This is a genomic window from Bacillus sp. JK62, assembly GCF_053663455.1.
The window spans coordinates 364976-385178 of the sequence record NZ_JBSJQA010000002.1 but is presented as its reverse complement, the minus strand read 5'-3'; the positions used below and the strand labels follow the sequence as shown (position 1 = coordinate 385178).

Here is a 20203-nt window from a genome sequence, read left to right as displayed (position 1 = left end):
AAATTTTTAAAGGAGGATTACACATGCATACAGTCAAAGAAGCAGCGATGATAACCGGACTCACTGAGCATGCGGTGCGCTTTTACACGGATAAAGGCCTGGTGCCGAGCGTACAGCGCAATAAAAACAATATCCGTTTGTTCGATGAAGAATCAATCAACTGGCTGTTTGGCGTCAAATGCCTCAGGCAATCCGGAATGCCGATTGAAGACATTAAAACGTACGTGAATCTCTGCCTCGAAGGAGATTCGACCATCCCACAACGGTACACACTCATGATGGAGCATAAAGAAGATGCGCTCGCTCAGCTCGAAGAAGCCAAACAGCACATTGCCCATTTGGAACAAAAAACCGCCCTATATCAAGCCATTCTGGAGCACCGCTCTTTTGATACAACCAATCCCGCCAACTGGGAAAAAATACAGCATATGCATAGTGACGTATTTTACTCGCCCACTGTCCGGTAGATGTGAAAGATATTTATGAGCACATCAATAGCTCTTAAACTCCTAAATTGGAATCCATATTGAATAGGCTAAGTTTGATGACATGTTATGAGCGATTAAATTTGTTTATATACGGCTATAAGGCTGCAAGTCCTTAAGGTTACTTTCTATTAATATTAATTGATAGAAGTCGCATCTGTATGCGACTTCTTGTTCGATGTTGTTTTCAAGTGTGTCAGAGGTAATGTTAACTTCAGCAATTACTTCTTTTGTGCTTAAGTTAGCTGTGCTAATTGATGGAACAGACTTTTGATCCTTAGTCAGCGCAACTCTTAAAATCGTTGGCGTATCTTGAACCATTCGAATAAAAGTTGAAGCTTGAACAGGCTTGCCATCAAAGGATCGGCTTCTCGCGCGCTTGGTTTTCTGTATTTTCTTTGCTCGAAGGCTCGGAATCGATAATTTCTGAATTGTCTGCTTCATTAATAACTGCTTTTTTGAAAGAATCCCCCACTTGCTCAAAACTGCTTTTCATACAGTCTTAAGAGCCATCGCATCACAGTCATTTTTCCATCCAACATCAGACTTACTGAATTTCTTTTTGTGCTTTTCTACTTGTGCCTTTGTCCAGTACACTGTTTTTCGGAAGCCATTTATCAACTCACAATAAGCTGCATAACCAATCACTACGTCTGAATTCACGCTTTTCAAAATCAATCTCGATCTCCTCAGTCAGCGGATTCCGCTTCTCCAATTCGCCTTCATGAATCGGTATGCAATTGATGGACTTATATTGGCCTGTTCGCAAAGCAAGCTGTATGTACCCTTTGTATCCTAGCTGGAATTGAGCCTTTCCTCCATAAGGAACTATCCAGGCATACCCTAAGTTTTTATCTATAGGCAGGTCGAGTGTCTGCCACCATTGCAGATGAGATGGCACTCATAAGATCTGTTTTCTGCAGCATCTGCTCGCTGTTATCAAGACTTAAGATAGAAGCAGTAAACTGTGCAGCCCTCTTTCCTGACACTTCCTCAAATCGCTTAATAAGGGGTGGTGGAAGAAAGCTAGCCTTTCATGATCGCTCCTTGCTGTTTCACAGGAACGCTTTTCATACATCATAATAAAACCTTATTAAAACTTTACAAGACAAGCTGAATTGACTATAGTCTAATTAGACTAAAATATTGATGTAAAGAAGTGAAAAATTAGATGATAAAGTCTTTTATAATGTTGGGGCAGTCGAATATGGCGGGCCGTGGATTTTTGAATGAAGTAGACCCTATCTATAATGAAAAAATTAAAATGCTACGCAATGGACAATGGCAGATGATGACAGAGCCGATTAATTACGACCGTCCGGTTTCCGGCGTTGGCCTGGCGGCATCTTTTGCAGATGCATGGTCAAAAGCTCATCCCGATGAAGAAATTGGCTTGATCCCGTGTGCGGAAGGCGGCAGTTCATTGAATGACTGGCATCCGGAAGGCATCCTTTTTCAGCATGCTTTGTCCGAAGCCCGCTTCGCCCTCCGTTCCAGTCAAATTTGCGGGATCCTTTGGCACCAAGGTGAGAGTGACAGTTATCGTTCGCTGCATGAAACTTATTACGAGAAATTAACTCTTATCATTGAGACGCTAAGAAACGAGTTGAAACTTGATGAGGTACCGTTGATTATTGGAGGGCTTGGTGACTTTCTTGGGAAGACCGGTTTTGGACAGCACGCCACTGAATTTCGACAAGTTAATGAACAATTGCTGCGTTTTGCTAATGAACAACAGAATTGTTATTTTGTTACTGCAGCAGGTTTGACTGCGAATCCTGATGGCATTCATTTAGACGCAGCTTCACAACGTAAATTCGGTTACCGCTATTTCGAGGCTTTTTCGAAAAAGCACCATATCCTGAAACCCATTTCGGGAGAGGAGCAATCATTGAAAGTGAAAGGTGACTATTCTAAAACAGAACAGATTTACCTTCATAGTATGGATTTGGCTTCGGGTGAAATCACGTACGCGGAATTTGAGGCGCGGATGGCGAAGGTGATGAAACCATAATTCCCTTACTTATCCTTGGCTTGCTCATCCAAAACCCCGGAGCTCACGGCTATGAACTTCTGGCCTTAATGGAAAAACGTCATTACAAATACATTGTTAACTTCACGAAAGGTTCATTTTATTACAATCTGCAGCAACTTGAAGAAAAGTGTTTGATTGAACAGATTCAGCAGAAACCCTCAACCAGCGGGCGTGAGATCCGTAACTTTAAAGTCACAGATTCGGGAAGGGCAGAATTCGAAAAATTAATGATCAAATACGGCACCAAATCGGAATATGTGAACCTGCAATTTTATGGGGCGTTACTCTTTGCCGATGAATTCGACAAAAATAAATTACTGGATCTGATCCAATCACAAATCGATCAGACTAAAACTCGAATCGAGCTCCTTGATGAATACCTGGCCATCACTCAAGAAATTCCCGGCACAATCAATTACTTTCGCCGTATGAATGAAAATTCCCGTTCACATCACTTGGTTAATTTAGAATGGTTCGAAAAATTGAAAGCAGAAATAGAGTGAACTATTGCATAATAAAATTTCGCATCGTCGGCATTAAAAAAAGAGTCCCTATTTTGTTCAAAGGCGTGAATCCTGACATTGCATTGATGTGGGAAAGTTTAAATGAAGCAGCAATCAATCAACTAAAAGAGCTTTCTAATGCAGCGCCTGCAGGACTCATCAGTGCAACCACGAACTTTTCTGAAGGCCGGACAGAGGAAAACGGAGAGCTTGATCACTATATTGGCGCAGCCACAACGAAACATTGCCCAAATCATCTATCACAGCTTGAAGTCCCTGCCTCAACGTGGGCTGTATTCAAAGCAGCCGGATCATTTCCGGATGCACTGCAGGAAGTATGGGGGCGGATTTATTCCGAATGGTTTCCATCGTCACATTATGAACAAATTGAAGGCCCAGAAATCTTGTGGAACGAGCATAAGGATGTAACATCGCCATCTTTTAAAAGTGAAATTTGGATACCCATTTCAAAAAAGGAATATATCTTACAATGAAATTAGAGGAATTGAAGGTTTTAAGGAAGGGGTCTCATCCCTTCCTCTTTATGTCACTAACCCCGATCTGCGGCAATATTGATGCCACTAATCTTCGAATTGAGTTTTTTAATGAGCAGAACCGTTCTTACTGAAAATATAAATTGAGGTGTATTGCGTTTTGATGATCTGCTTCTCACCTCTTATTTTCCGCCTTAACGTCCGATCCTTTCTGAAATTCTTCTGCAAAGTCTGACGTTGATGATTGACTGCCAAGATCTCCCGTTTTGATTCCTGCCTTCACGGTTTCCAGAAGTGAGTTTTCTATTAATTCCGCTGCTTCTTTCCGAAAATAAATCACTTCACAACAGACAAACTGAAGGCGGTATAAAAAAACAGCTCCGTTAAAATGGCCAGAACTGTCTTTGACTTTTGGATTTTGCAGTTATCTCCATCCGTCAGTTTAATTAGAATTCAGATAATCCAAGACACGATCAACTCTTTCATTGACTGAGTAATCTCCTTCAATTTTTAACAATGGACAAGATAAATCTGCCATCCAATGTTCGTGTAAAGCTTTGCTTCTAACTTCCATTCCGGCATGATCATATAAAGAAGCCCACTCTAAAAATGTTTTTGATTGTTCATATTTACTGCCGCCGGCTAACACTTCGTTTCCATAACGCTGAAATTCCCTATGCCTTAATCTCTCAAGCCGTATATCCTGCGGAATCCATAAGAAGATGACAAGGTCAAAATAACTTTTTAGATCATCGCCCCAGCGGCACACTGCGCCAGAAAGAATCCATTTCTCATTTATTGTCAAGTCTTTTTTAAGTAACTTTCTTCTTTCAGGGATTTCTCTTTTTTTAGTGAATTTATCTGTCCAATAGTAATCATCAGTATCAAGATGCGTATGCGGCAAATGCTTTGATAATGCAACACCCAATGTTGACGTTCCGACACCAGAGGCTCCCAATATGTGAATCTTATTTTTCATACTTCCCCCTCCTTATGAAGCAACCAAACTCCCTGTTGCATAAGGTACTTACTATTATTTTGACATAAATCCCCAAAAACCTTTACTTTTCCAGGGGAATCCAGATGCGGTTAAAACCATACCGCTTACGAACTTCATGGTCATTTTCAAACAGAATGATTAACTTTCTCTCCGGCCTATTTTAATATCCTCATACACTTTTTCAAAAGTCTCGATTGGCAGTGAAAACTTGGTTGTTTTCTCGTTACGGTAATTGATCATGATCTCAATTTGATTATTTTTTTGTTCAAACTCAATAAGTGCGTTCTCCCATTTATCTCTGATTGAAATGATACAATTTCCATTTTTCTTTTCCTTTTTCTTATAAATGTAATTCACTTTAACTCCCCTTTCATTGATCGGCAAAAGGTTTCGGAATAAGGAAGCTCCTCAAAAAAAGGATCAAAACTTTTATCAAGTTTGATCCTTTTCCCTTTTTAGTCATTTCTTCGCGAACGTTTATAGACATTCACGGTTACCAGCCAGCTCATAACAACGATTCCTGCAAAAAGAATGAGCATATTACTGTACAAATAAGCGGAATGACCAGCGTTAACAGGCAGCAGCCTTTGATTCAGCAAGCGGATCGATAATAAACCGCCTGCAATCGAAATACCCGTTCCCTCTGATAAAAAGCTCGTAAAATTAAGCAGACTCATTCCGGCGCCGGCTTCCTTTTGTTTCAAACTGCCAGACACAATTGTAGATATAACCGTTTTTGTGAAGGAGAGCCCCCCAAAAACAAAAACGATTATAACGGTCATGAGCCAAGGTGCCGCATCTATGAAAAAGGCAGCGATTAAAAAGCTGGAAGACATCAATACAACCCCACTGGTCAGCACATACAAAGAACCTTTCCGATCAACAAGCAATCCTCCAATGTAACCGAAGATGATGACGCTCATCGTCCCGGGGAACATAATCCCGCTTCCAATTGCCGCAGTACTTAAATGGTGAACATCTTTCATCATATAAGGAACCATAGAAACAAATCCTGCAGCAGTGCCGAAGATCAGGCCTCCGCAAAGGACGCCCATCATAAACAAAACATTTTTCCCCAGTGCAGGGTCAACAAAGGGATCTTGAGTTTTCCTAATATGTCTCACAAATATCAGGAAAGCTAGAATACTGATGATCAGAAAAGACATTCTATATGAAGTTGTAAACAGTAGAAAAAATACGATGCCTGCAGACATTAATATAATCCCCGTCATATCAAAGCGCCCGCTGACTCTTTCTTCCTTTTCCAGCAGTTTCATCAGGAATGGAACGGTGATAACTGTTGCTGTCGGAATAAGCAGCAAATATGACCAGTGAATATAATGAGCGATCATTCCGCCAATAGCTGGTCCGACACCTTCCCCCATTGCCACCAGCGAACCGATCAGACCAAATGCTTTACCCCTGTTTTCTTTCGGAATATAGCGTACTACTGCAACCATCACAAGAGCCGGGAATGCGGCTGCACCAGCCCCTTGAATAAATCGGGCCAGAATGAGTACAGGAAAGAAAGAGTGTCCGACAAATCCAATGATCGATCCGAAGCCATTTACCATAATTCCAAATAGGAGCAGTTTTTTGATGCCCAGCTGATCTGATAACTTCCCATACAGAGCAGTTCCGATGGAAAAGGTTAACATAAAGGCCGTGTTCACCCAGTTTGCACTCGCTGGCAGTTTATGAAAATCGTTGGCGATATCAGGTAACGAGACGTTCAAAACCATTTCATTTAATACGCTGAAAAATGACAGAACACAAAGCCAAATGAACACTTGGTTGTGCCGTAAAGCTGACTGTGAATAAGGCGTATTCACAAATTTCCCTCCATTAATGAGGGCAGACGCAGTTTATAGGGCCATTGATACGCTTCCCTCTTTTAATTGTACCCTGTTCATTTTTTTGCACTTCATACATAACTCCCCCTGCATTGATTGATATACCTTATTATAAATCCTCAAGCCGATGTTTTGAATACTTTGCGGCACACACCCGCAAATGACGAAACATCAAATACTGTTATATTTAAAATTTACAGTACCAAAAAACCGCAATTTCATTTGCTGTTGAAAGATTGGAATAAAGCATTGTATCGACCGCTCCTATGACAAAGTTATTTTTGGCATAAAAATGACAAGCTGAAACATTAATATCTTGTGTTTCAAGCATAAGACCGCATAAATGATTCTCCTTTGCCCACTCAATCGCTTTATGTAATAAAGCCGTCCCGACACCACTTTTTCTATAATCTTTTGCAACGGCAATGTCTTCAATCAGTGCGTATCCATTCCAATTAGAACGAAGCTTACTCCGGCCGACACAGTCGTTCTCTGCGTAATAAAAAAAGACAACTTTATCCGCTTCTTCAATATAACTGACATCAATGTCTTCATCATCATATTTTTTGACATAAGTTTCAGCAAATTTCTCCTCTGTATATGTCCAAGCATTGTTTTCAAATGAAGGGATGATTCTCCCTGAAACAACGAAAGGTTCGTTTGGTTTATTGAAGTCTTTCATATTGAAACGAGTCATTTTAGTTATCATCATAATCACCTTTCTGCATTTATTGACTTTAATTTACATCTTTTGAACCATTGATTCTTCTGCATGTCAAGGATACCGGTTTAATCACTCTAAGACTAAATTAAAAAAGATACCAACATCGATTGGTATCATCTATTCGTTCGAGCCCTTACAACAACATCCTATTTCGGAGCTTCCAAACCAAATGTTGTCCATTCCTCTTTTGCCGGACCATAAATACCCGGAACAGGTAAACCTGCTTGTCTCATAAGGACAGTCATTTGTCCTCGATGATGGTTTTGATGTTGAATTAAAAACATCAAAAGTGAACCATTCGGCATTTGCTGACCAATAAAGTTGACACATTCTTGAAGTGTATCGTCAGTCCATTGCGTTTTTAACGCCTGCACAAATGCATTACTGGCTTGATGATAACTCTCAGCAATAAACCGCGCCGACGCAGGAACAGGATAATCTTCAGCAGGAGCATGAAACGTTAAATCTGTGTTCGAGGTAATGATGTGAATCGCCGCGACAGTATGCCATGCAATACGGCCTAAAGTCCAATGTTGTGAAGTGATTTCTTGTTTAAGAGATTCATCAGTCAGTCGATTCAGCAGTTTTTGTGTCGCGTCGGCTTCGAATTCCCAAGATTTCAAAAAATGGTCTAAGGTTTGAAACATAAAAATCCTCCTTATCCTTTTTTGTTTTTCTATGTATCTGCAGTTCAATTATAGTGCTCCGTTTAGTTAAAAAAGAACAAAACGATAGACAGACATTTTTATCAGAAAGCCCGATCTGACAATAACAGACAAAATATAAGAACATAACAGATCACTCTATACTTCTTTTTCTTCAATCGACAAACAGGATTCTTCTGTGTCTAATATTTTCGCTTTGCAAAAGTCCATATCGTCTTAGTGATTGAACCGGAGATAAAACAGCTCCCCGTCATCATAGCCACCCAAATGAAAAATGTCGGTTCGGCACCTATTACAATAAACATAAATATCAAGGACAAAATGAATACAATAACAACCATCATCCATACTTTTTTGAAGATGAAATATCCTAAAATCCCTAACAGAAAAGAAGCTGCCGGAAGAAAAATGAGAATGATATACGCGGGACTCAACAGCGGGCTAATACAAACACCTCCCAATTTCAAAACGAGGAAGTTCCTACTTTTTGTCTGATATCAAATGATATGAAGTGATTTTTTTCATCTTGATATTACGCCGTTTCATTCATTTTATACATATTACACCAATACAATCGAGTCAAATATAGATATTTATTCATTTTTAACATATTTCCGGAAAATGAGGAGTGAATTAAAGTCTGAGAATAGCCCGCTTTTTCTTTTCCTAGTAAGTCCTGCCTCATTGGCTTTAGCCCATCTGCTTTCTCATTGTTTTTGCAGCGCTAATATTCTCATAATCGTGTGCATGACGGTGCTTTCGTCATTTGATTTGATGACAAAGTGCGCCGCATCTTTTATTTCGTCAATGGCGTTCTTAACCGCAAAGCTGTAGGATGCCGCTTCCATCAATTCTTTGTCATTGCGGCCGTCTCCGAATGCCATTGTTTCATCTGCCGAAACCCCTAATAATCGCTGCAGTTCTTGTACTGTTGATCCTTTATGTATTCCGATATTTGATATGTCCATCCAGGTATCTTCTGATGCTACGATATATAATTGGTGAAAAAATTCATGCAGCTTTTCTCTCGTTTCCGGACAGTTGGCGTCGGGGTCATGAACCGTAATCTTGATAAAATCGTCTTTTATCTCAGTAAAATCAGTTATTTTCGTTACATGTGCATAAGAGGCATTTACATATTTCATTTCACTTTCAGACAGATTTTCTTTTACGATCGCGCCTTTTTTTGTGCACGCGATAATGGTGTGCCCGCAGCTGATTTTTTCTAAAGCGCCTATAATTGACAGTCCGGCTTTATTGCTGATTAAAGATTCATATACGAACTTGCCGTTCTTTTTCATACGTGCAGCACTGTCTCCTAAAATCCAAAAATCTTTCGCGTCTTCTCCGAATAAGGCTTCCACCCTTTCACACTGTTTCCCGGTGCAGATGGCGAAAGCGACATGCTGTTCCTCCATTACTCTTTTTGTCTTTTCAAATAACGTTCTGTCAAAATCGCCTTGATTATTTAAAAATGTGCCGTCTAAATCCGTAATCACTAATTTAATCATCGTTCAGCACCTCCGCAGTTAAAATGTCTTTTTCAGACAAAAGGTTTTTCACATTTGAGAATGGAATCAATCGCGTTTAAGACCCCTTCCTCATTGTTTGATTGCGTGATATGCGCCGCGGCCTGTTTAATGCTTTCCTGCGCATTATCCATGGCGACTCCGTATTTCACGGCGGACACCATCTCCAAATCATTGCCGCTGTCTCCGAAGGCCGCGCATTCTTCAGCATTTATCCCCCATTGTTTCTGGAGAAGCTTAATCCCGCTTGCTTTATGAAGCCCCGGTATGATCAGATCTATGTCACCGTGCCCGCTTGATACAGGCGTGACGAAAGACCCGATTGCGTTTTTTAAATGGCTCAGAAGTGCGGAACAATGTTCGGCGGGAAAGCTGATGGAAAATTTTAAAATGTCATCATCGATGTTTTCAAAATGCGGCACCCTTTTTAACACATAATAATACTTACTGGCATGCAGATATTCATCTTCACTGGCATTTTCATGAATATACGCGCTTTTTTTTCCGCAGACAATGACGTTTTTCACCTCATACTGCTCTAAAGCACGGATTACTGCTTTTATAGTGTCTTCAGACATGCTACCTGCGAATACTTCTTCTCCGGCATTCACGACGAAAGCGCCATTCTCGGCAACGAAAGCGATTTCACTTTTGATTTCCGGAAAGAAAGATGTAAGCTGCGCATATTGGTTTCCGCTTGCTACGGCAAATTTAATTCCCCGTGCTTTTAATTCACGATACTGATTCATAAAACGCTCTTCGTTATATGCCATTTCATCATTCAAAAACGTTCCGTCCATATCAACCGCTATCAGTTTGATACTCATATTGTCCTCCTTTTTTCGGCCGCTCTTGTCAGCGACCCTTGAAGAGATCATGCATAAAGCGTATGAACGAATTATATCCGCAGTTGTTTTGCACCGTAAATCATTGGCTGACGTCTTGTTTTGAATGACACAAAAAGTGATTTGTCACATGAAAATAACACTATGTTTCTTTTAAAAATGATATGTTACGATGAGATGTACATTCACCATTCTCATAAAAAGGAGAATCCCCCTGCATGTTCACACACGAAATGATTGCTTCATTTAACGAGCTTGAAACTTCTTTATACAACTACATCTCCCAAAACAGCGAGAAAGTCGTCTATATGCGAATCCGTGAATTGGCAAATGAAACCCATGTATCTACGGCTTCTATTTTACGTTTCTGCAAAAAAATAAACTGTGAAGGGTTTTCGGAGTTTAAGGTGAAGCTGAAAATGTATGCGGAGGCAAATAAAAAAACGATTTTAAAGAGTCCCCATCATTCCGTTGCCGAGTTTTTTGAAAGAACAGTAAGCGGAGGCATGGAAGAAAAGCTGAAGGAAGCAGCTGCGCTTGCGGCCGATGCAGAAAGCGTCATTTTTATCGGAGTGGGAAGTTCAGGAATTCTCGCCGAATACGGAGCCAGATATTTTTCGTGCTTAGGGAAACTTTCAATGTATATTAAAGATCCTTACTTTCCGGCCCATTCCCATTTCCGCCATAACAGCATCACGATCGCATTATCGGTTTCAGGTGAAGGAGATTCTACAGTGACTCATCTGAATCAGCTGAAACAAGAAGGAAGCCGGGTCATCAGTATTACAAATCATAAACATTCAACCATTGCCAAAATGTCCGATGTGAATATTTCATATTACGTGACGGAAGAATGGGTTGAAAATGCGAATATCACCACCCAAATCCCCGCGATGTACATACTTGAATCGATGGCTCGGGAGATATACAAATTGAGAGAATAAATTCAGGAACGAACCACGGAAATTTCGGCCTTTTTGTAAAAGTAACGAGAAACCCTTCTCTGATGCCAGAGAAGGGTTTTGAAGATCACAGATGAGACACAATACAATTTGCATGGCCCGCCAGTTTATATTCTCCCAAACCGGAAGGCAGGAGAATATGATCTCCTTTTCTAAAGGGATGTTCATGCCCGCCTGCAATCATTATTCCGTCTCCTTCGATCACGCTGACAAGAAGGAAGGGATGATTCTGGAATAAATTCACTTCACCTTTTACATCCCACTTTTCGACTGAAAAATAAGGACATTCTATTAAAACAGCTGCCAGCAGATCATCTGTTTGTTTATATTGAACGGTCGGCCGTTCACGGACAGATGGAACGTCTGTCACTTCTATACTTTTTTCCAAATGGAGCTCGCGCAGCCTGCCGTCCGCATCTTTTCTTCCGTAATCATACAATCTGTAAGTCGTATCTGAATTTTGCTGCGTCTCTAAAATAAGTGTGCCCTTTCCAATCGCGTGAACGGTGCCGCTTGGGACAAAAAAGAAATCTCCCGGCTTTACCTTAACTCTGTTCAGGAGCCCGTCCCATTCTCCGCGCTCAATCATGGATATCAGTTCTTCTTTTGTTGTTGCGTTGTGGCCGAAAATGATCTCCGCATCTTTTTCACAATCAATGATATACCAGCATTCGGTTTTTCCAAGTTCCCCGTTTTCATGCATTTTGGCAAAGTCATCATTCGGATGCACCTGAACGGACAGGTCTTGGTCCGCATCCAAAATTTTTGTAAGAAGAGGAAAACGGTCTCCTTCAAGGTTTCCGAATAAATCTCTGTGATGCTCCCACAATTCACCGAGCGTACATCCTTTATACATGCCGTTTCGAACTGTGCTCTGTCCATTTTGATGAGCGGCGAAGGCCCAGCACTCCCCTGTCCGCTCGGACGGAATATTATAGTGAAAATCACGCAGGGCGGCGCCTCCCCAAATTCTTTCTTTGAAAACCGGATTGAAAAATATCGGTTCAGTAGACATGATCATCCCCCGCTTTATTCGATTTCTTCCAGAAGCTCATACGCCTCTTCTTTTGTCTGAACGGAGAGCAGCCTTTCCCGATAGCTGTCATCCATCAGTTTTCGGGATAACATCTGCAATATTTTCAGATGCTGATTTCCGCCGCTTTCCTTCGGTACAGCAATCATAAAAATCAGTTTTGCATCAGAACCATCAAGGCTGTTCCAGTCAACACCCGAACGTCTTATTCCGAATGCAACACCCGGCGTTCTGACGGCTTCAGACTTTCCGTGCGGAATGGCGATATTCATACCTATCGCCGTGGTTCCCTGCTGTTCACGGCTCAAAATGGCCTGCTTAAATCCGCTGTCAGACAGCAGCATACCTTTACGGGACAATTTCTCGATCATTTCATCGATAATGTCATCCCTCGTTTCGCCGGATAAATGCGGTTCAATCAAGTCCGTGCTGATAATGTCAGTCAGTTTTTTGATTTCGGTCATCCCGGCTTTTCGGCTGTCAGCCTGAGATGGTTCCTTTGTTTCTTTTGCCGCTGCAGCTTCATTTGGTGCGGCAGACGGCAGCACCTCACCGGGCGCGGGGGATTTCGCCATATCTTTCTTCAGTACATTAACCAACAGAGCGGTGACAAGAGAGCCTGCTGTTACAGCGATAAAAAACATCAATACATGATCTACTGCTCCAAGTACAGCAACGATGGGGCCGCCGTGTGCCACTCTGTCCCCCACATGGCCGATCATCGCTATCACCGATCCGGTCATAGAACCCGCCATAATACTCGGGATCACACGAAGGGGGTCTTGGGCCGCAAATGGAATGGCTCCTTCCGTGATACCGAAAAGGCCCATCGTAAATGACGCTTTTCCCATTTCTTTTTCTGCGGCGGCGAATTTTCTTTTTCCTAAAAACGTCGCAATCCCAAGCCCTATCGGCGGTATACAAATGGAAACGGCAATCGGGCCCATAATTTCATAATTTCCTTCTCCGATCATTGCCGATCCGAATAGAAAGGCCACCTTGTTTACGGGTCCTCCCATATCAAAGGAGATCATCGCTCCTAAAATCAATGCCAGGAGAATTGAGCTCGAGCCTTTCATTCCCGCAAGCCAAACCGTTAATGATGCGAAAATATGAGCGACGGGGGCGCCGATCAGAAATACAAACGCCAAACCGACGATCAGTGAGGCAAACACCGGAATAATAATGATCGGCATAATCGGCTGTATTGCTTTAGGAACTTTACATTTTTTGATTCCAAGCGCCGCATATCCCGCCAAAAATCCCGCAATGATTCCTCCAAGAAATCCTGCACCGCTCGCACTGTCGTAAAAGCTGCCGGATGCCGCAATATATCCGCCGATCATTCCGGGTACAAGACCCGGCTTATCGGCGATGCTGAACGCGATGTACCCAGCTAAAATCGGGATCATGAATGAAAAAGAAGCGCTGCCGATCTGTTCAATCGTTTTCCAAAAAGACTCATCCGGAATGACTAAGCCCTTTGGTGTTTTTTCTCCTCCAAGCGTCAATGCAACCGCTATCAATAATCCGCCGACGACAATGAAAGGAACCATAAAAGAAACGCCGTTCATTAAATGACGGTAAATCGGGTTTTGTTTTTTGCCCTGCTGACTTGCGGTTTGAGCTTTTGAAGCAGATTGATAGACCGGCACTTCACCGCTAAGCGCTTTTTGAATTAATTCTTCCGGTTTGCGGATGCCTTCCTGAACCCCGACGGCCAGCAGCTTTTTTCCCGCGAATCGGTCTTTGTTCACCGAACGGTCCGCCGCGATAATGATTGCGTCTGCTTCCCGGATTTCCTCTTCGGTCAGCCTATTTTCCACCCCGATTCCGCCCTGGGTTTCCACTTTGATCTCAACGCCTAATCTGCCGGCTGCTTTTTGTAAATTTTCAGCAGCCATATACGTATGGGCAATGCCGTTCGGACATGATGTAATCGCTAACAGTTTCATATAAATCCTCCTTTGCAGTCTGAATTTCAAGATCTTGTCTCAACTTTATACTGAAATCAGCCTGTGATAAGCGCGTTTTTTTACCATAAGTTCCGGAAATAACGGCATTTTTCCCTATAAACAGAAAAAAAGCAGGGAGCCATCCCCTGCTTTTAATAGTTTAAATACGATAAAAACGTCATCACATTTTTTTCTTCCGTCAGTTTTTGAATAAATGCCGGCTGCTCGCTAAGATAGGAAAGCTCACTGAATAATTGCTTTACCTTGTTTTGATCTTCGTGTTTGACGGCAAGCATAAATACAAGCGACACCTTTTCCGTCCCCCACTCAATGGGCTCTTTTAAGGTGGCGATTGCAATGGCTGATTGTTTGATATATTTAGAGTTCGCGTGAGGGATGGCAATACCCGCCCCGATATTTGTCGCCGACATTTTTTCTCTCATTACTGCATGAATGCCATACTCTTTTTCTACATAGCCTTTTTCATACAAAGCCTGCGCCAGCTTTTCAATGACCTGATAACGGTGCTCTGTCTCTTGCTGTAAAAAAACGAGAAACGGAGTCGTATCATTCAGCATTTTAAACGTTTTTTGCTCCCGGCGGTATGATGTATCAAGCTGTTGCATAAATGCGCTGAGCTTCTTTTCATCAGCAGGCTCCAAAAGCGGTGATACGACGATATGAGGGATCGTTACATTTCCAAGCTCTATCGTAGAAATGACGAAATCTATATCTTTATGCTTTTTGATATACTCTGTCAGCTCCGCTTTTGCGATACAGTCTTTTATCGTAATGTGATGAAATTTGCGTTCAATTTTAGTCCGCAGCAATTGCGACATGCCAATGCCCATATGGCAGACGATGATCGTCCTTTTAGGGTTATGACTGCTTCGGCGCAGCCGTTCGATCGCTGCCTGAAAATGCAGCGTCAAATAGGCCGCCTCTTCTTCAGGAATATATAGATCAAATGTTTGATTGATGTCTTCTAAAACGTCAATGATAAGATGAAACAAATAAGGGTACATTTTTTTGATATCGTGGAGCATGGGGTTTGAAACAGAGAGATCATAGCTCAGCCGCTTCAACACCGGATCGAGATGAATGTTCAATCCGTTGATCAATTCCTGGTCTTTGTGAAAATCCAGCATTTTCAGTTCTGAAACACGATTGATCAAATGCCTGACGACTTTGGAAAGCTCAGAATCTTCAAGATCAAGCTTCTTTTCTTGCTGCAATGGATAGCGGACTTTCCCGCCTATTATATGTAAAGTTAAATAGACGGCTTCTTCCTCGGGAAACCGGATGGCAAATACCGGCTCAAGCCGTTTTAAACATGCCAGTGTCCATTCATATTCTTTCTTCTTTTTTACCGCCTCCAGCTGTCTTGCAGAGATGGCGACCGGCTGTTTCATTTTGATACGGCGGATGGTCAGCAATGTATGCAGCAGCAAACTTTCAAATGTTTCATCCGTAAAATAGATAGAATGGTTTTTTTGTAATAACTTGATTTCTTTTCTCACAAAGTCCGCTTCATGACTTAAAAACTTACTTTTTATAAATTGGCTTGTAAACTCCGCATTATCAATCAAATCTGAAATTCGCGCCAATGCTTTTCTTTTGTTTTTTTCGTCCCCTTCAATCTTTAAGCCGAGCCGCTGTTTAGAAACCAGTGTGAGATCAAATCGCTTCAGCCACTCTTCAACCGCACTGATATCCTTTTTAATGGAAGCTCTGTTTACAAAATGCTGTGCGGCAATTTCTTTTGCGGAAACGGGCTTTGAATTCATTAATAAATCATAAGCGATGTGAAGTATTCTTTCTTCATCGGTCTTGTGCCTGCATGTAAAGTGCTCATTATAAATGTGCCGGCTTAACCGTGACCTTTCCTGTTCAGATATATGTAAATAGACGCCTAATCCCGGTTTGCGGATCAGCTGAGCTTGAGCATGTTCATTCAGGAAATCTTCAATCGTTTTCAAATCATTCCTGATCGTTTTTTCAGAACAGCGGACCCTGTCTGCGAAATCTTGCACAACTAAGTAGTCATCAGGTTCAGATAACAACAGATACAAAATCTTTTTCTGTCTTGAATTCATGTATTTCATCTGTTTTTCTATCCTTCCTGTCCGTTTCTGCTGGAGCAATTGTGATAGGTTAAATATACCGCGCATACGAAACCGCTTTCATTGTATAGTGAAACAAAAGAGTAAAAAGTTTTGTTTTTTACCGCAGATTCCGGAAAAATCATGTTTTATACTGAGTCTGTTCACCTTTGGTTGACAACAAAACACCAACCGTTTTTAAACGATTGGTGTCGGCAGCGAAAACCTGCTGTTACAGCCAAAATGTTTCGCCAAGCGCTAATGCTTTCAGGTTTTCAGGAGGTAATGCACGCCGGGCCCACTCGCCGTGCAGTCTGCTTAATGCTTCCGGGCCTGTATCATCAGCAAGCCGGAATGCCCCGTAATGCATGGGAATGAAGCTGTCAGCCTTCAGCTCCAAAAACGCTTTCACGGCGTCTTCCGGATTGATATGTGACACTTTCATAAACCATTCGGGTTCGTATGCTCCGATCGGCATCAGGGCCGCCTTAATACGAAACCTCTCTCCGATTTCTTTAAAGCCTTCAAAATAGCCTGTATCTCCTGCAAAATAGATGGACTCGCCGTTTTCGCTTTCTATGACCCAGCCTCCCCAATGAGAAGTATCGGTATCCCAAAGCGTTCTCCGTGTCCAGTACTGGGCCGGAACAAATGATATATTCACCCCCCGCATCTCAAAACGATCCCACCAATTCATTTCATGAACCTTTTTGCGGCCTTTTTTGATGAACAGCTTTTTCAGTCCCGCAGGCACGTAAAAATCCGGGTTTCCTCTCAGTTTTTTTATACTCGGAAAATCAAGATGGTCATAATGCCCATGTGAGATGAGCACGGCATCAATGTCAGGCAGTTCGCTCAATTCATATCCCGGCTCTGTCAGCCGTTTTTGAAAACCCATCCTCCGCGCCCATACAGGGTCGGTCATTATGTTAAGCCCCTGTATTTGGATCAGAAATGAAGAATGGCCGATCCATGTTATGGCGGTTTCCGTCCGATTGACGGCAACATCACGGACATCCCTTGTGACCGCTTTCGGAATATTCTCGTTTAAATCTTTACTTTTTTCTCTTCGTTCTTTCATCCATTTCCACATGTCCATGAATCCATGTTCATTCTTCACGCCATTCAAGTTTTCATATCTTTTTTTCATTATCATTCTCCCTTGAAACGTGTATTCCATTAGATCCACCGGACATTTATACAATGTCTGTAAATACCGCCCCGCTTGCTTCGGCTAAATCATGAGGCGCTACTTTTAGCTGCATTCCGATTTTCCCCGCACTGACAATCATAAACGCCAGTGTTTCAGCGGATCTATCAATAAAAGTCGGAAACCTTTTTTTCATTCCGATCGGAGAGCAGCCGCCGCGTATATAGCCGGTCACTCCCAAAAGGTCCTTCATGGCAATCATTTCTATTTTCTTCTCACCTGCCGACTTCGCAGCCTTTTTCAGATTCAGTTCTTTTGCAACGGGAACGACAAAGACGTAATAACGATCAGTTCCTGCAGATGCCACTAAGGTTTTATAAACATATTCGGCAGAGTATCCGATTTTTTGTGAAACGGAAAGACCGTCTGCGGGCTGTCCCCCTTCTGTTTTGTAACCTAATAGCTCATAGGGAATGTTTTGCTGCTCAATGATACGAACAGCATTTGTTTTCACTGTTTTTTTCGCCATGGTTATCCTCCGTTTTCTGTATTTCTTTCTGCTTTATTTTCAACTTCGATTTTAATAAAATGACCGCTCAGTTGCGTCCTTTGTAATACTCAAGTGCAAACTGTTTAAAACGCTCAGCAGCAGGAGAGAGAGCATGGTTTTTTAACTGGGCTAACGCTATGGTGCGTTCGCATTGGTAATCTGCAACCGGGAGAAAAACGACCGGAAAGTATGAATGCTCCGCGGTTTTCGGCAGAACTGCAGCCCCAAGACCCGCGGCGGTCAGCCCTAATATGGTTGACACTTCCTCTCCTTCAAATGCGAGATGCGGGTGTATATTCAAATCCCGGCACATCAGATCAAACATATACCTCAGCCCGTATCCCGATTTAAATCCGACAAAATCCTCGTCCTGCATCTCTTTCATTTGAATGCTTTTATTTCCTGCAAGCGGGTGGTTCTCAGGAAGCACCGCATAAAGAGGCTCTTTCTCCAGCACTGTCCATTGTAAAAGCTCGCTGGGAAGCGGCGGGGAGCTGAGACAGATATCCGCATCTCCCGTTTCCACCATTTTGCGAAGCGTTTCATTTGCGCCTTGATAAAGCCGGAAGGTCACGTTTGGGTATAGCTTTTTAAATTCGGCAATCAGCTGAGGCATCAAGCGCAGCCCGAGCGTATGAAGAAAAGATACAGATATTTCGCCGTGTTCCAGGCTCATATTTTTTTTCACTTGTTCAACGCCTTCATTTAAAGCTCGTCTCGCTTGTTTTGCTTTTATTAAGAACTGCTCTCCGTGCCTTGTCAGCCGGACGGCTTTTGTCTCTCTGTAAAATAACGGCGCGCCTAATTCTTCTTCGAGCCTGATAATCGATCGGCTTAATGCCGGCTGAGAAATCATTCTTTCTTTTGCCGCATTTGTGAAATGCTGATGAGTTGCCGCCGCAATGAAGTTGTCAATTTGATGAAGCTCCATTTTCTCCTTCTCCCCTTTCCTCATAACCTACACGCATTAATTCTATAGTTATTATAAATTAGACACATTGAAATGAAAAGCGTACGATACATATATAACCAACAGTGAGAAAAGAGGGACATTCATGACGTTTATTCAGCCTCATACAAAGGCTTACAGAAAGGCCAGCTTGGCTCTGTTTATCAGCGGCTTTGTGACATTTGCCACGCTTTACACGACACAGCCGCTTATGCCTTTGTTTTCGGAAGAGTTTCATATTTCCGCTGCGGCTGCCAGCTTAACTTTATCCATCTCAACAGCCGTTTTGGCATTTTCATTATTGGCCGCCGCTTCGTTGTCTGACGGATTCGGCAGAAAAAAATTAATGGTGCTGTCGTTAACAGCTACTTCTGTTTTAGGTATATTAACAGCGTTCAGTCCGGCTTTTCCGGCGCTTTTGGCGATGAGGGGGCTGCTCGGTATTTTTCTGGCAGGCGTTCCTGCTGTCGCTATGACATATGTAGGCGAGGAGTTTGATCCGAAGGGCCTCGGGAAAATGATGGGCTTATATATCAGCGGCACAAGCATCGGGGGAATGAGCGGCAGGCTGTTAACGGGGCTTCTGACTGATGTATTCGGCTGGCGGCCGGCGCTTGCCATTATCGGCATTCTTTCTATTGTATTAAGCTATTTGTTTTGGCGTTTTCTTCCGGCTCCGCGCCATTCATCTCAGCGGCATGCGGGCGTAAAAGCGGCATGTAAGGAATACGGAGCGGTTCTACACCGCAAACGGCTGCTTTTGTTAATATCTCTGGGATTTATATTAATGGGGAGTTTTGTGACATTATATAATTATATCGGCTTTCATTTAATGGCGGCTCCTTATCATTTGTCACAGACTGTGATCGGTTTTATTTTTATTGTCTATCTCGCGGGAACGTTCAGCTCTGTCTATATGGGGAAAAAAGCGGACCTTTTCGGAAGTGCAAAAATGATTAAGATTGCGATTTTTGTTATGCTGGCCGGTGCAGCGGTGACACTTTTGCCCCAGCTTGCCCTTAAAATCGCGGGGATTGCCGTCTTTACCTTCGGCTTTTTCGGCGCACATTCGATCGCAAGCGCCTGGGTCGGCCGCGCAGCCGGTGATCAGCGCGCGCAAGCCTCTTCATTATATCTGCTTGCATACTATATCGGGTCAAGCGTGGCCGGGTCTTGCGGCGGTTTCTTTTGGACGCATTTTCATTGGATCGGTATCATTTCATTTATTTCGGTTTTGCTATTGCTGTCTTATCCGGTTTTATTTCTGGCGGAATTCAGAAAAAAGGGACATAGCCGCCTGCATGTAAATCAATAAAAACATTAAAGATTTGTGTCTTTTGTCCGATACTAAAGATAAGGCCGGCACGAT

General features: G+C 42.5%; 20 protein-coding genes and 3 pseudogenes. 6 read left to right on the top strand and 17 right to left on the bottom strand.

The window, feature by feature from the left end:
• Positions 1 to 23: 23 nt before the first annotated feature.
• Positions 24 to 467 carry a MerR family transcriptional regulator gene (locus tag ACWJJ4_RS07080; RefSeq protein ID WP_013352974.1) on the top strand — a complete coding sequence of 148 codons (444 nt, stop codon included), beginning with the start codon at positions 24 to 26 and terminating at the stop codon, positions 465 to 467.
• Between the two features lie 186 nt (positions 468 to 653).
• On the opposite strand, the pseudogene ACWJJ4_RS07075 reads toward ACWJJ4_RS07080, so the two are convergent.
• Positions 654 to 833: pseudogene (locus ACWJJ4_RS07075) on the bottom strand (phage major capsid protein); the annotation flags it as partial.
• Positions 828 to 1559 (bottom strand): annotated as a pseudogene (locus ACWJJ4_RS07070) (recombinase RecT); the annotation flags it as partial. The pseudogenes ACWJJ4_RS07075 and ACWJJ4_RS07070, both read right to left, overlap by 6 nt.
• A gap of 97 nt (positions 1560 to 1656) precedes the next feature.
• Here ACWJJ4_RS07070 and ACWJJ4_RS07065 point away from each other — a divergent pair.
• The 3 genes and pseudogenes from ACWJJ4_RS07065 to ACWJJ4_RS07055 form a co-directional block, all read left to right on the top strand.
• Positions 1657 to 2499: a sialate O-acetylesterase gene (locus ACWJJ4_RS07065; protein WP_071391589.1), complete on the top strand. Its 843-nt coding sequence runs from the start codon at positions 1657 to 1659 to the stop codon at positions 2497 to 2499.
• The gene (locus tag ACWJJ4_RS07060; RefSeq protein ID WP_077722620.1) at positions 2496 to 3023 is read left to right on the top strand and encodes a PadR family transcriptional regulator; all 528 of its coding nucleotides are present in this window, start codon (positions 2496 to 2498) and stop codon (positions 3021 to 3023) included. Before ACWJJ4_RS07065 ends, ACWJJ4_RS07060 begins: the two co-directional genes overlap by 4 nt.
• A 17-nt stretch (positions 3024 to 3040) precedes the next feature.
• Positions 3041 to 3517, top strand: a pseudogene (locus ACWJJ4_RS07055) (GyrI-like domain-containing protein); the annotation flags it as partial.
• 442 nt (positions 3518 to 3959) lie between these two features.
• On the opposite strand, the gene ACWJJ4_RS07050 reads toward ACWJJ4_RS07055, so the two are convergent.
• The 9 genes from ACWJJ4_RS07050 to ACWJJ4_RS07010 all read right to left on the bottom strand — a co-directional run bounded on the left by ACWJJ4_RS07050 (position 3960) and on the right by ACWJJ4_RS07010 (position 10115).
• The gene (locus ACWJJ4_RS07050) at positions 3960 to 4496 is read right to left on the bottom strand and encodes an ATP-binding protein (RefSeq protein ID WP_014305463.1); all 537 of its coding nucleotides are present in this window, start codon (positions 4494 to 4496) and stop codon (positions 3960 to 3962) included.
• A gap of 159 nt (positions 4497 to 4655) precedes the next feature.
• Complete coding sequence (locus tag ACWJJ4_RS07045; protein ID WP_031378922.1) at positions 4656 to 4874, bottom strand: hypothetical protein; 219 nt, start codon at positions 4872 to 4874, stop codon at positions 4656 to 4658.
• Positions 4875 to 4972: 98 nt separating this feature from the next.
• On the bottom strand, positions 4973 to 6349 hold the full coding sequence (gene tet / locus ACWJJ4_RS07040; protein ID WP_454021536.1) for a Tet(L)/Tet(K)/Tet(45) family tetracycline efflux MFS transporter: 1377 nt from the start codon (positions 6347 to 6349) through the stop codon (positions 4973 to 4975).
• A gap of 33 nt (positions 6350 to 6382) precedes the next feature.
• The gene (locus ACWJJ4_RS07035) at positions 6383 to 6445 is read right to left on the bottom strand and encodes a tetracycline resistance efflux system leader peptide (RefSeq protein ID WP_134816631.1); all 63 of its coding nucleotides are present in this window, start codon (positions 6443 to 6445) and stop codon (positions 6383 to 6385) included.
• Between the two features lie 112 nt (positions 6446 to 6557).
• On the bottom strand, positions 6558 to 7079 hold the full coding sequence (satA, locus tag ACWJJ4_RS07030; RefSeq protein WP_454021535.1) for a streptothricin N-acetyltransferase SatA: 522 nt from the start codon (positions 7077 to 7079) through the stop codon (positions 6558 to 6560).
• A 161-nt stretch (positions 7080 to 7240) separates the two neighbouring features.
• A complete protein-coding gene (locus ACWJJ4_RS07025) occupies positions 7241 to 7741 on the bottom strand; it encodes a DinB family protein (protein WP_138092656.1) in 501 nt (166 codons plus the stop codon).
• Positions 7742 to 7941: 200 nt separating this feature from the next.
• Positions 7942 to 8193: a DUF2651 family protein gene (locus ACWJJ4_RS07020; protein WP_017418201.1), complete on the bottom strand. Its 252-nt coding sequence runs from the start codon at positions 8191 to 8193 to the stop codon at positions 7942 to 7944.
• 273 nt (positions 8194 to 8466) lie between these two features.
• Positions 8467 to 9270 (bottom strand): HAD-IIB family hydrolase, encoded by an 804-nt coding sequence (locus ACWJJ4_RS07015; protein WP_206584321.1) that lies wholly within the window; start codon positions 9268 to 9270, stop codon positions 8467 to 8469.
• A 32-nt stretch (positions 9271 to 9302) separates the two neighbouring features.
• Positions 9303 to 10115: a Cof-type HAD-IIB family hydrolase gene (locus ACWJJ4_RS07010; RefSeq protein ID WP_454021534.1), complete on the bottom strand. Its 813-nt coding sequence runs from the start codon at positions 10113 to 10115 to the stop codon at positions 9303 to 9305.
• 236 nt (positions 10116 to 10351) lie between these two features.
• Here ACWJJ4_RS07010 and ACWJJ4_RS07005 point away from each other — a divergent pair, with 236 nt between their 5' ends.
• Complete coding sequence (locus tag ACWJJ4_RS07005) at positions 10352 to 11077, top strand: MurR/RpiR family transcriptional regulator (RefSeq protein ID WP_053573170.1); 726 nt, start codon at positions 10352 to 10354, stop codon at positions 11075 to 11077.
• 85 nt (positions 11078 to 11162) lie between these two features.
• On the opposite strand, the gene manA is transcribed toward ACWJJ4_RS07005, so the two are convergent.
• The 6 genes from manA to ACWJJ4_RS06975 form a co-directional block, all read right to left on the bottom strand.
• Positions 11163 to 12110, bottom strand: coding sequence for a mannose-6-phosphate isomerase, class I (gene manA / locus ACWJJ4_RS07000; RefSeq protein WP_454021533.1), 948 nt, complete (start codon positions 12108 to 12110; stop codon positions 11163 to 11165).
• Positions 12111 to 12124: 14 nt separating this feature from the next.
• Positions 12125 to 14083, bottom strand: coding sequence for a fructose-specific PTS transporter subunit EIIC (locus ACWJJ4_RS06995; protein WP_454021532.1), 1959 nt, complete (start codon positions 14081 to 14083; stop codon positions 12125 to 12127).
• A gap of 152 nt (positions 14084 to 14235) precedes the next feature.
• Positions 14236 to 16188, bottom strand: a complete 1953-nt coding sequence (locus ACWJJ4_RS06990) for a BglG family transcription antiterminator (protein WP_454021531.1) — start codon at positions 16186 to 16188, stop codon at positions 14236 to 14238.
• Positions 16189 to 16417: 229 nt separating this feature from the next.
• A complete protein-coding gene (locus ACWJJ4_RS06985; protein ID WP_454021530.1) occupies positions 16418 to 17335 on the bottom strand; it encodes an MBL fold metallo-hydrolase in 918 nt (305 codons plus the stop codon).
• A gap of 46 nt (positions 17336 to 17381) precedes the next feature.
• On the bottom strand, positions 17382 to 17864 hold the full coding sequence (gene ybaK, locus ACWJJ4_RS06980) for a Cys-tRNA(Pro) deacylase (protein ID WP_454021529.1): 483 nt from the start codon (positions 17862 to 17864) through the stop codon (positions 17382 to 17384).
• A 67-nt stretch (positions 17865 to 17931) separates the two neighbouring features.
• The gene (locus ACWJJ4_RS06975) at positions 17932 to 18816 is read right to left on the bottom strand and encodes a LysR family transcriptional regulator (RefSeq protein WP_454021528.1); all 885 of its coding nucleotides are present in this window, start codon (positions 18814 to 18816) and stop codon (positions 17932 to 17934) included.
• Positions 18817 to 18940: 124 nt separating this feature from the next.
• Between ACWJJ4_RS06975 and ACWJJ4_RS06970 the strand changes: the two genes are divergently transcribed.
• Complete coding sequence (locus ACWJJ4_RS06970) at positions 18941 to 20149, top strand: MFS transporter (RefSeq protein ID WP_071181863.1); 1209 nt, start codon at positions 18941 to 18943, stop codon at positions 20147 to 20149.
• Positions 20150 to 20203 lie beyond the last annotated feature (54 nt).

Bases quoted from the DNA above. Each gene is read 5' to 3' on its own strand.
- ACWJJ4_RS07080 (WP_013352974.1), top strand. From the start codon at position 24: ATGCATACAGTCAAAGAAGCAGCGATGATAACCGGACTCACTGAGCAT.
- ACWJJ4_RS07065 (WP_071391589.1), top strand. From the start codon at position 1,657: ATGATAAAGTCTTTTATAATGTTGGGGCAGTCGAATATGGCGGGCCGT.
- ACWJJ4_RS07050 (WP_014305463.1), bottom strand. From the start codon at position 4,496: ATGAAAAATAAGATTCACATATTGGGAGCCTCTGGTGTCGGAACGTCA.
- satA (WP_454021535.1), bottom strand. From the start codon at position 7,079: ATGATAACTAAAATGACTCGTTTCAATATGAAAGACTTCAATAAACCA.
- ACWJJ4_RS07025 (WP_138092656.1), bottom strand. From the start codon at position 7,741: ATGTTTCAAACCTTAGACCATTTTTTGAAATCTTGGGAATTCGAAGCC.
- ACWJJ4_RS07015 (WP_206584321.1), bottom strand. From the start codon at position 9,270: ATGATTAAATTAGTGATTACGGATTTAGACGGCACATTTTTAAATAAT.
- ACWJJ4_RS07010 (WP_454021534.1), bottom strand. From the start codon at position 10,115: ATGAGTATCAAACTGATAGCGGTTGATATGGACGGAACGTTTTTGAAT.
- ACWJJ4_RS07005 (WP_053573170.1), top strand. From the start codon at position 10,352: ATGTTCACACACGAAATGATTGCTTCATTTAACGAGCTTGAAACTTCT.
- manA (WP_454021533.1), bottom strand. From the start codon at position 12,110: ATGTCTACTGAACCGATATTTTTCAATCCGGTTTTCAAAGAAAGAATT.
- ACWJJ4_RS06995 (WP_454021532.1), bottom strand. From the start codon at position 14,083: ATGAAACTGTTAGCGATTACATCATGTCCGAACGGCATTGCCCATACG.
- ACWJJ4_RS06990 (WP_454021531.1), bottom strand. From the start codon at position 16,188: ATGAAATACATGAATTCAAGACAGAAAAAGATTTTGTATCTGTTGTTA.
- ACWJJ4_RS06985 (WP_454021530.1), bottom strand. From the start codon at position 17,335: ATGAAAAAAAGATATGAAAACTTGAATGGCGTGAAGAATGAACATGGA.
- ybaK (WP_454021529.1), bottom strand. From the start codon at position 17,864: ATGGCGAAAAAAACAGTGAAAACAAATGCTGTTCGTATCATTGAGCAG.
- ACWJJ4_RS06975 (WP_454021528.1), bottom strand. From the start codon at position 18,816: ATGGAGCTTCATCAAATTGACAACTTCATTGCGGCGGCAACTCATCAG.
- ACWJJ4_RS06970 (WP_071181863.1), top strand. From the start codon at position 18,941: ATGACGTTTATTCAGCCTCATACAAAGGCTTACAGAAAGGCCAGCTTG.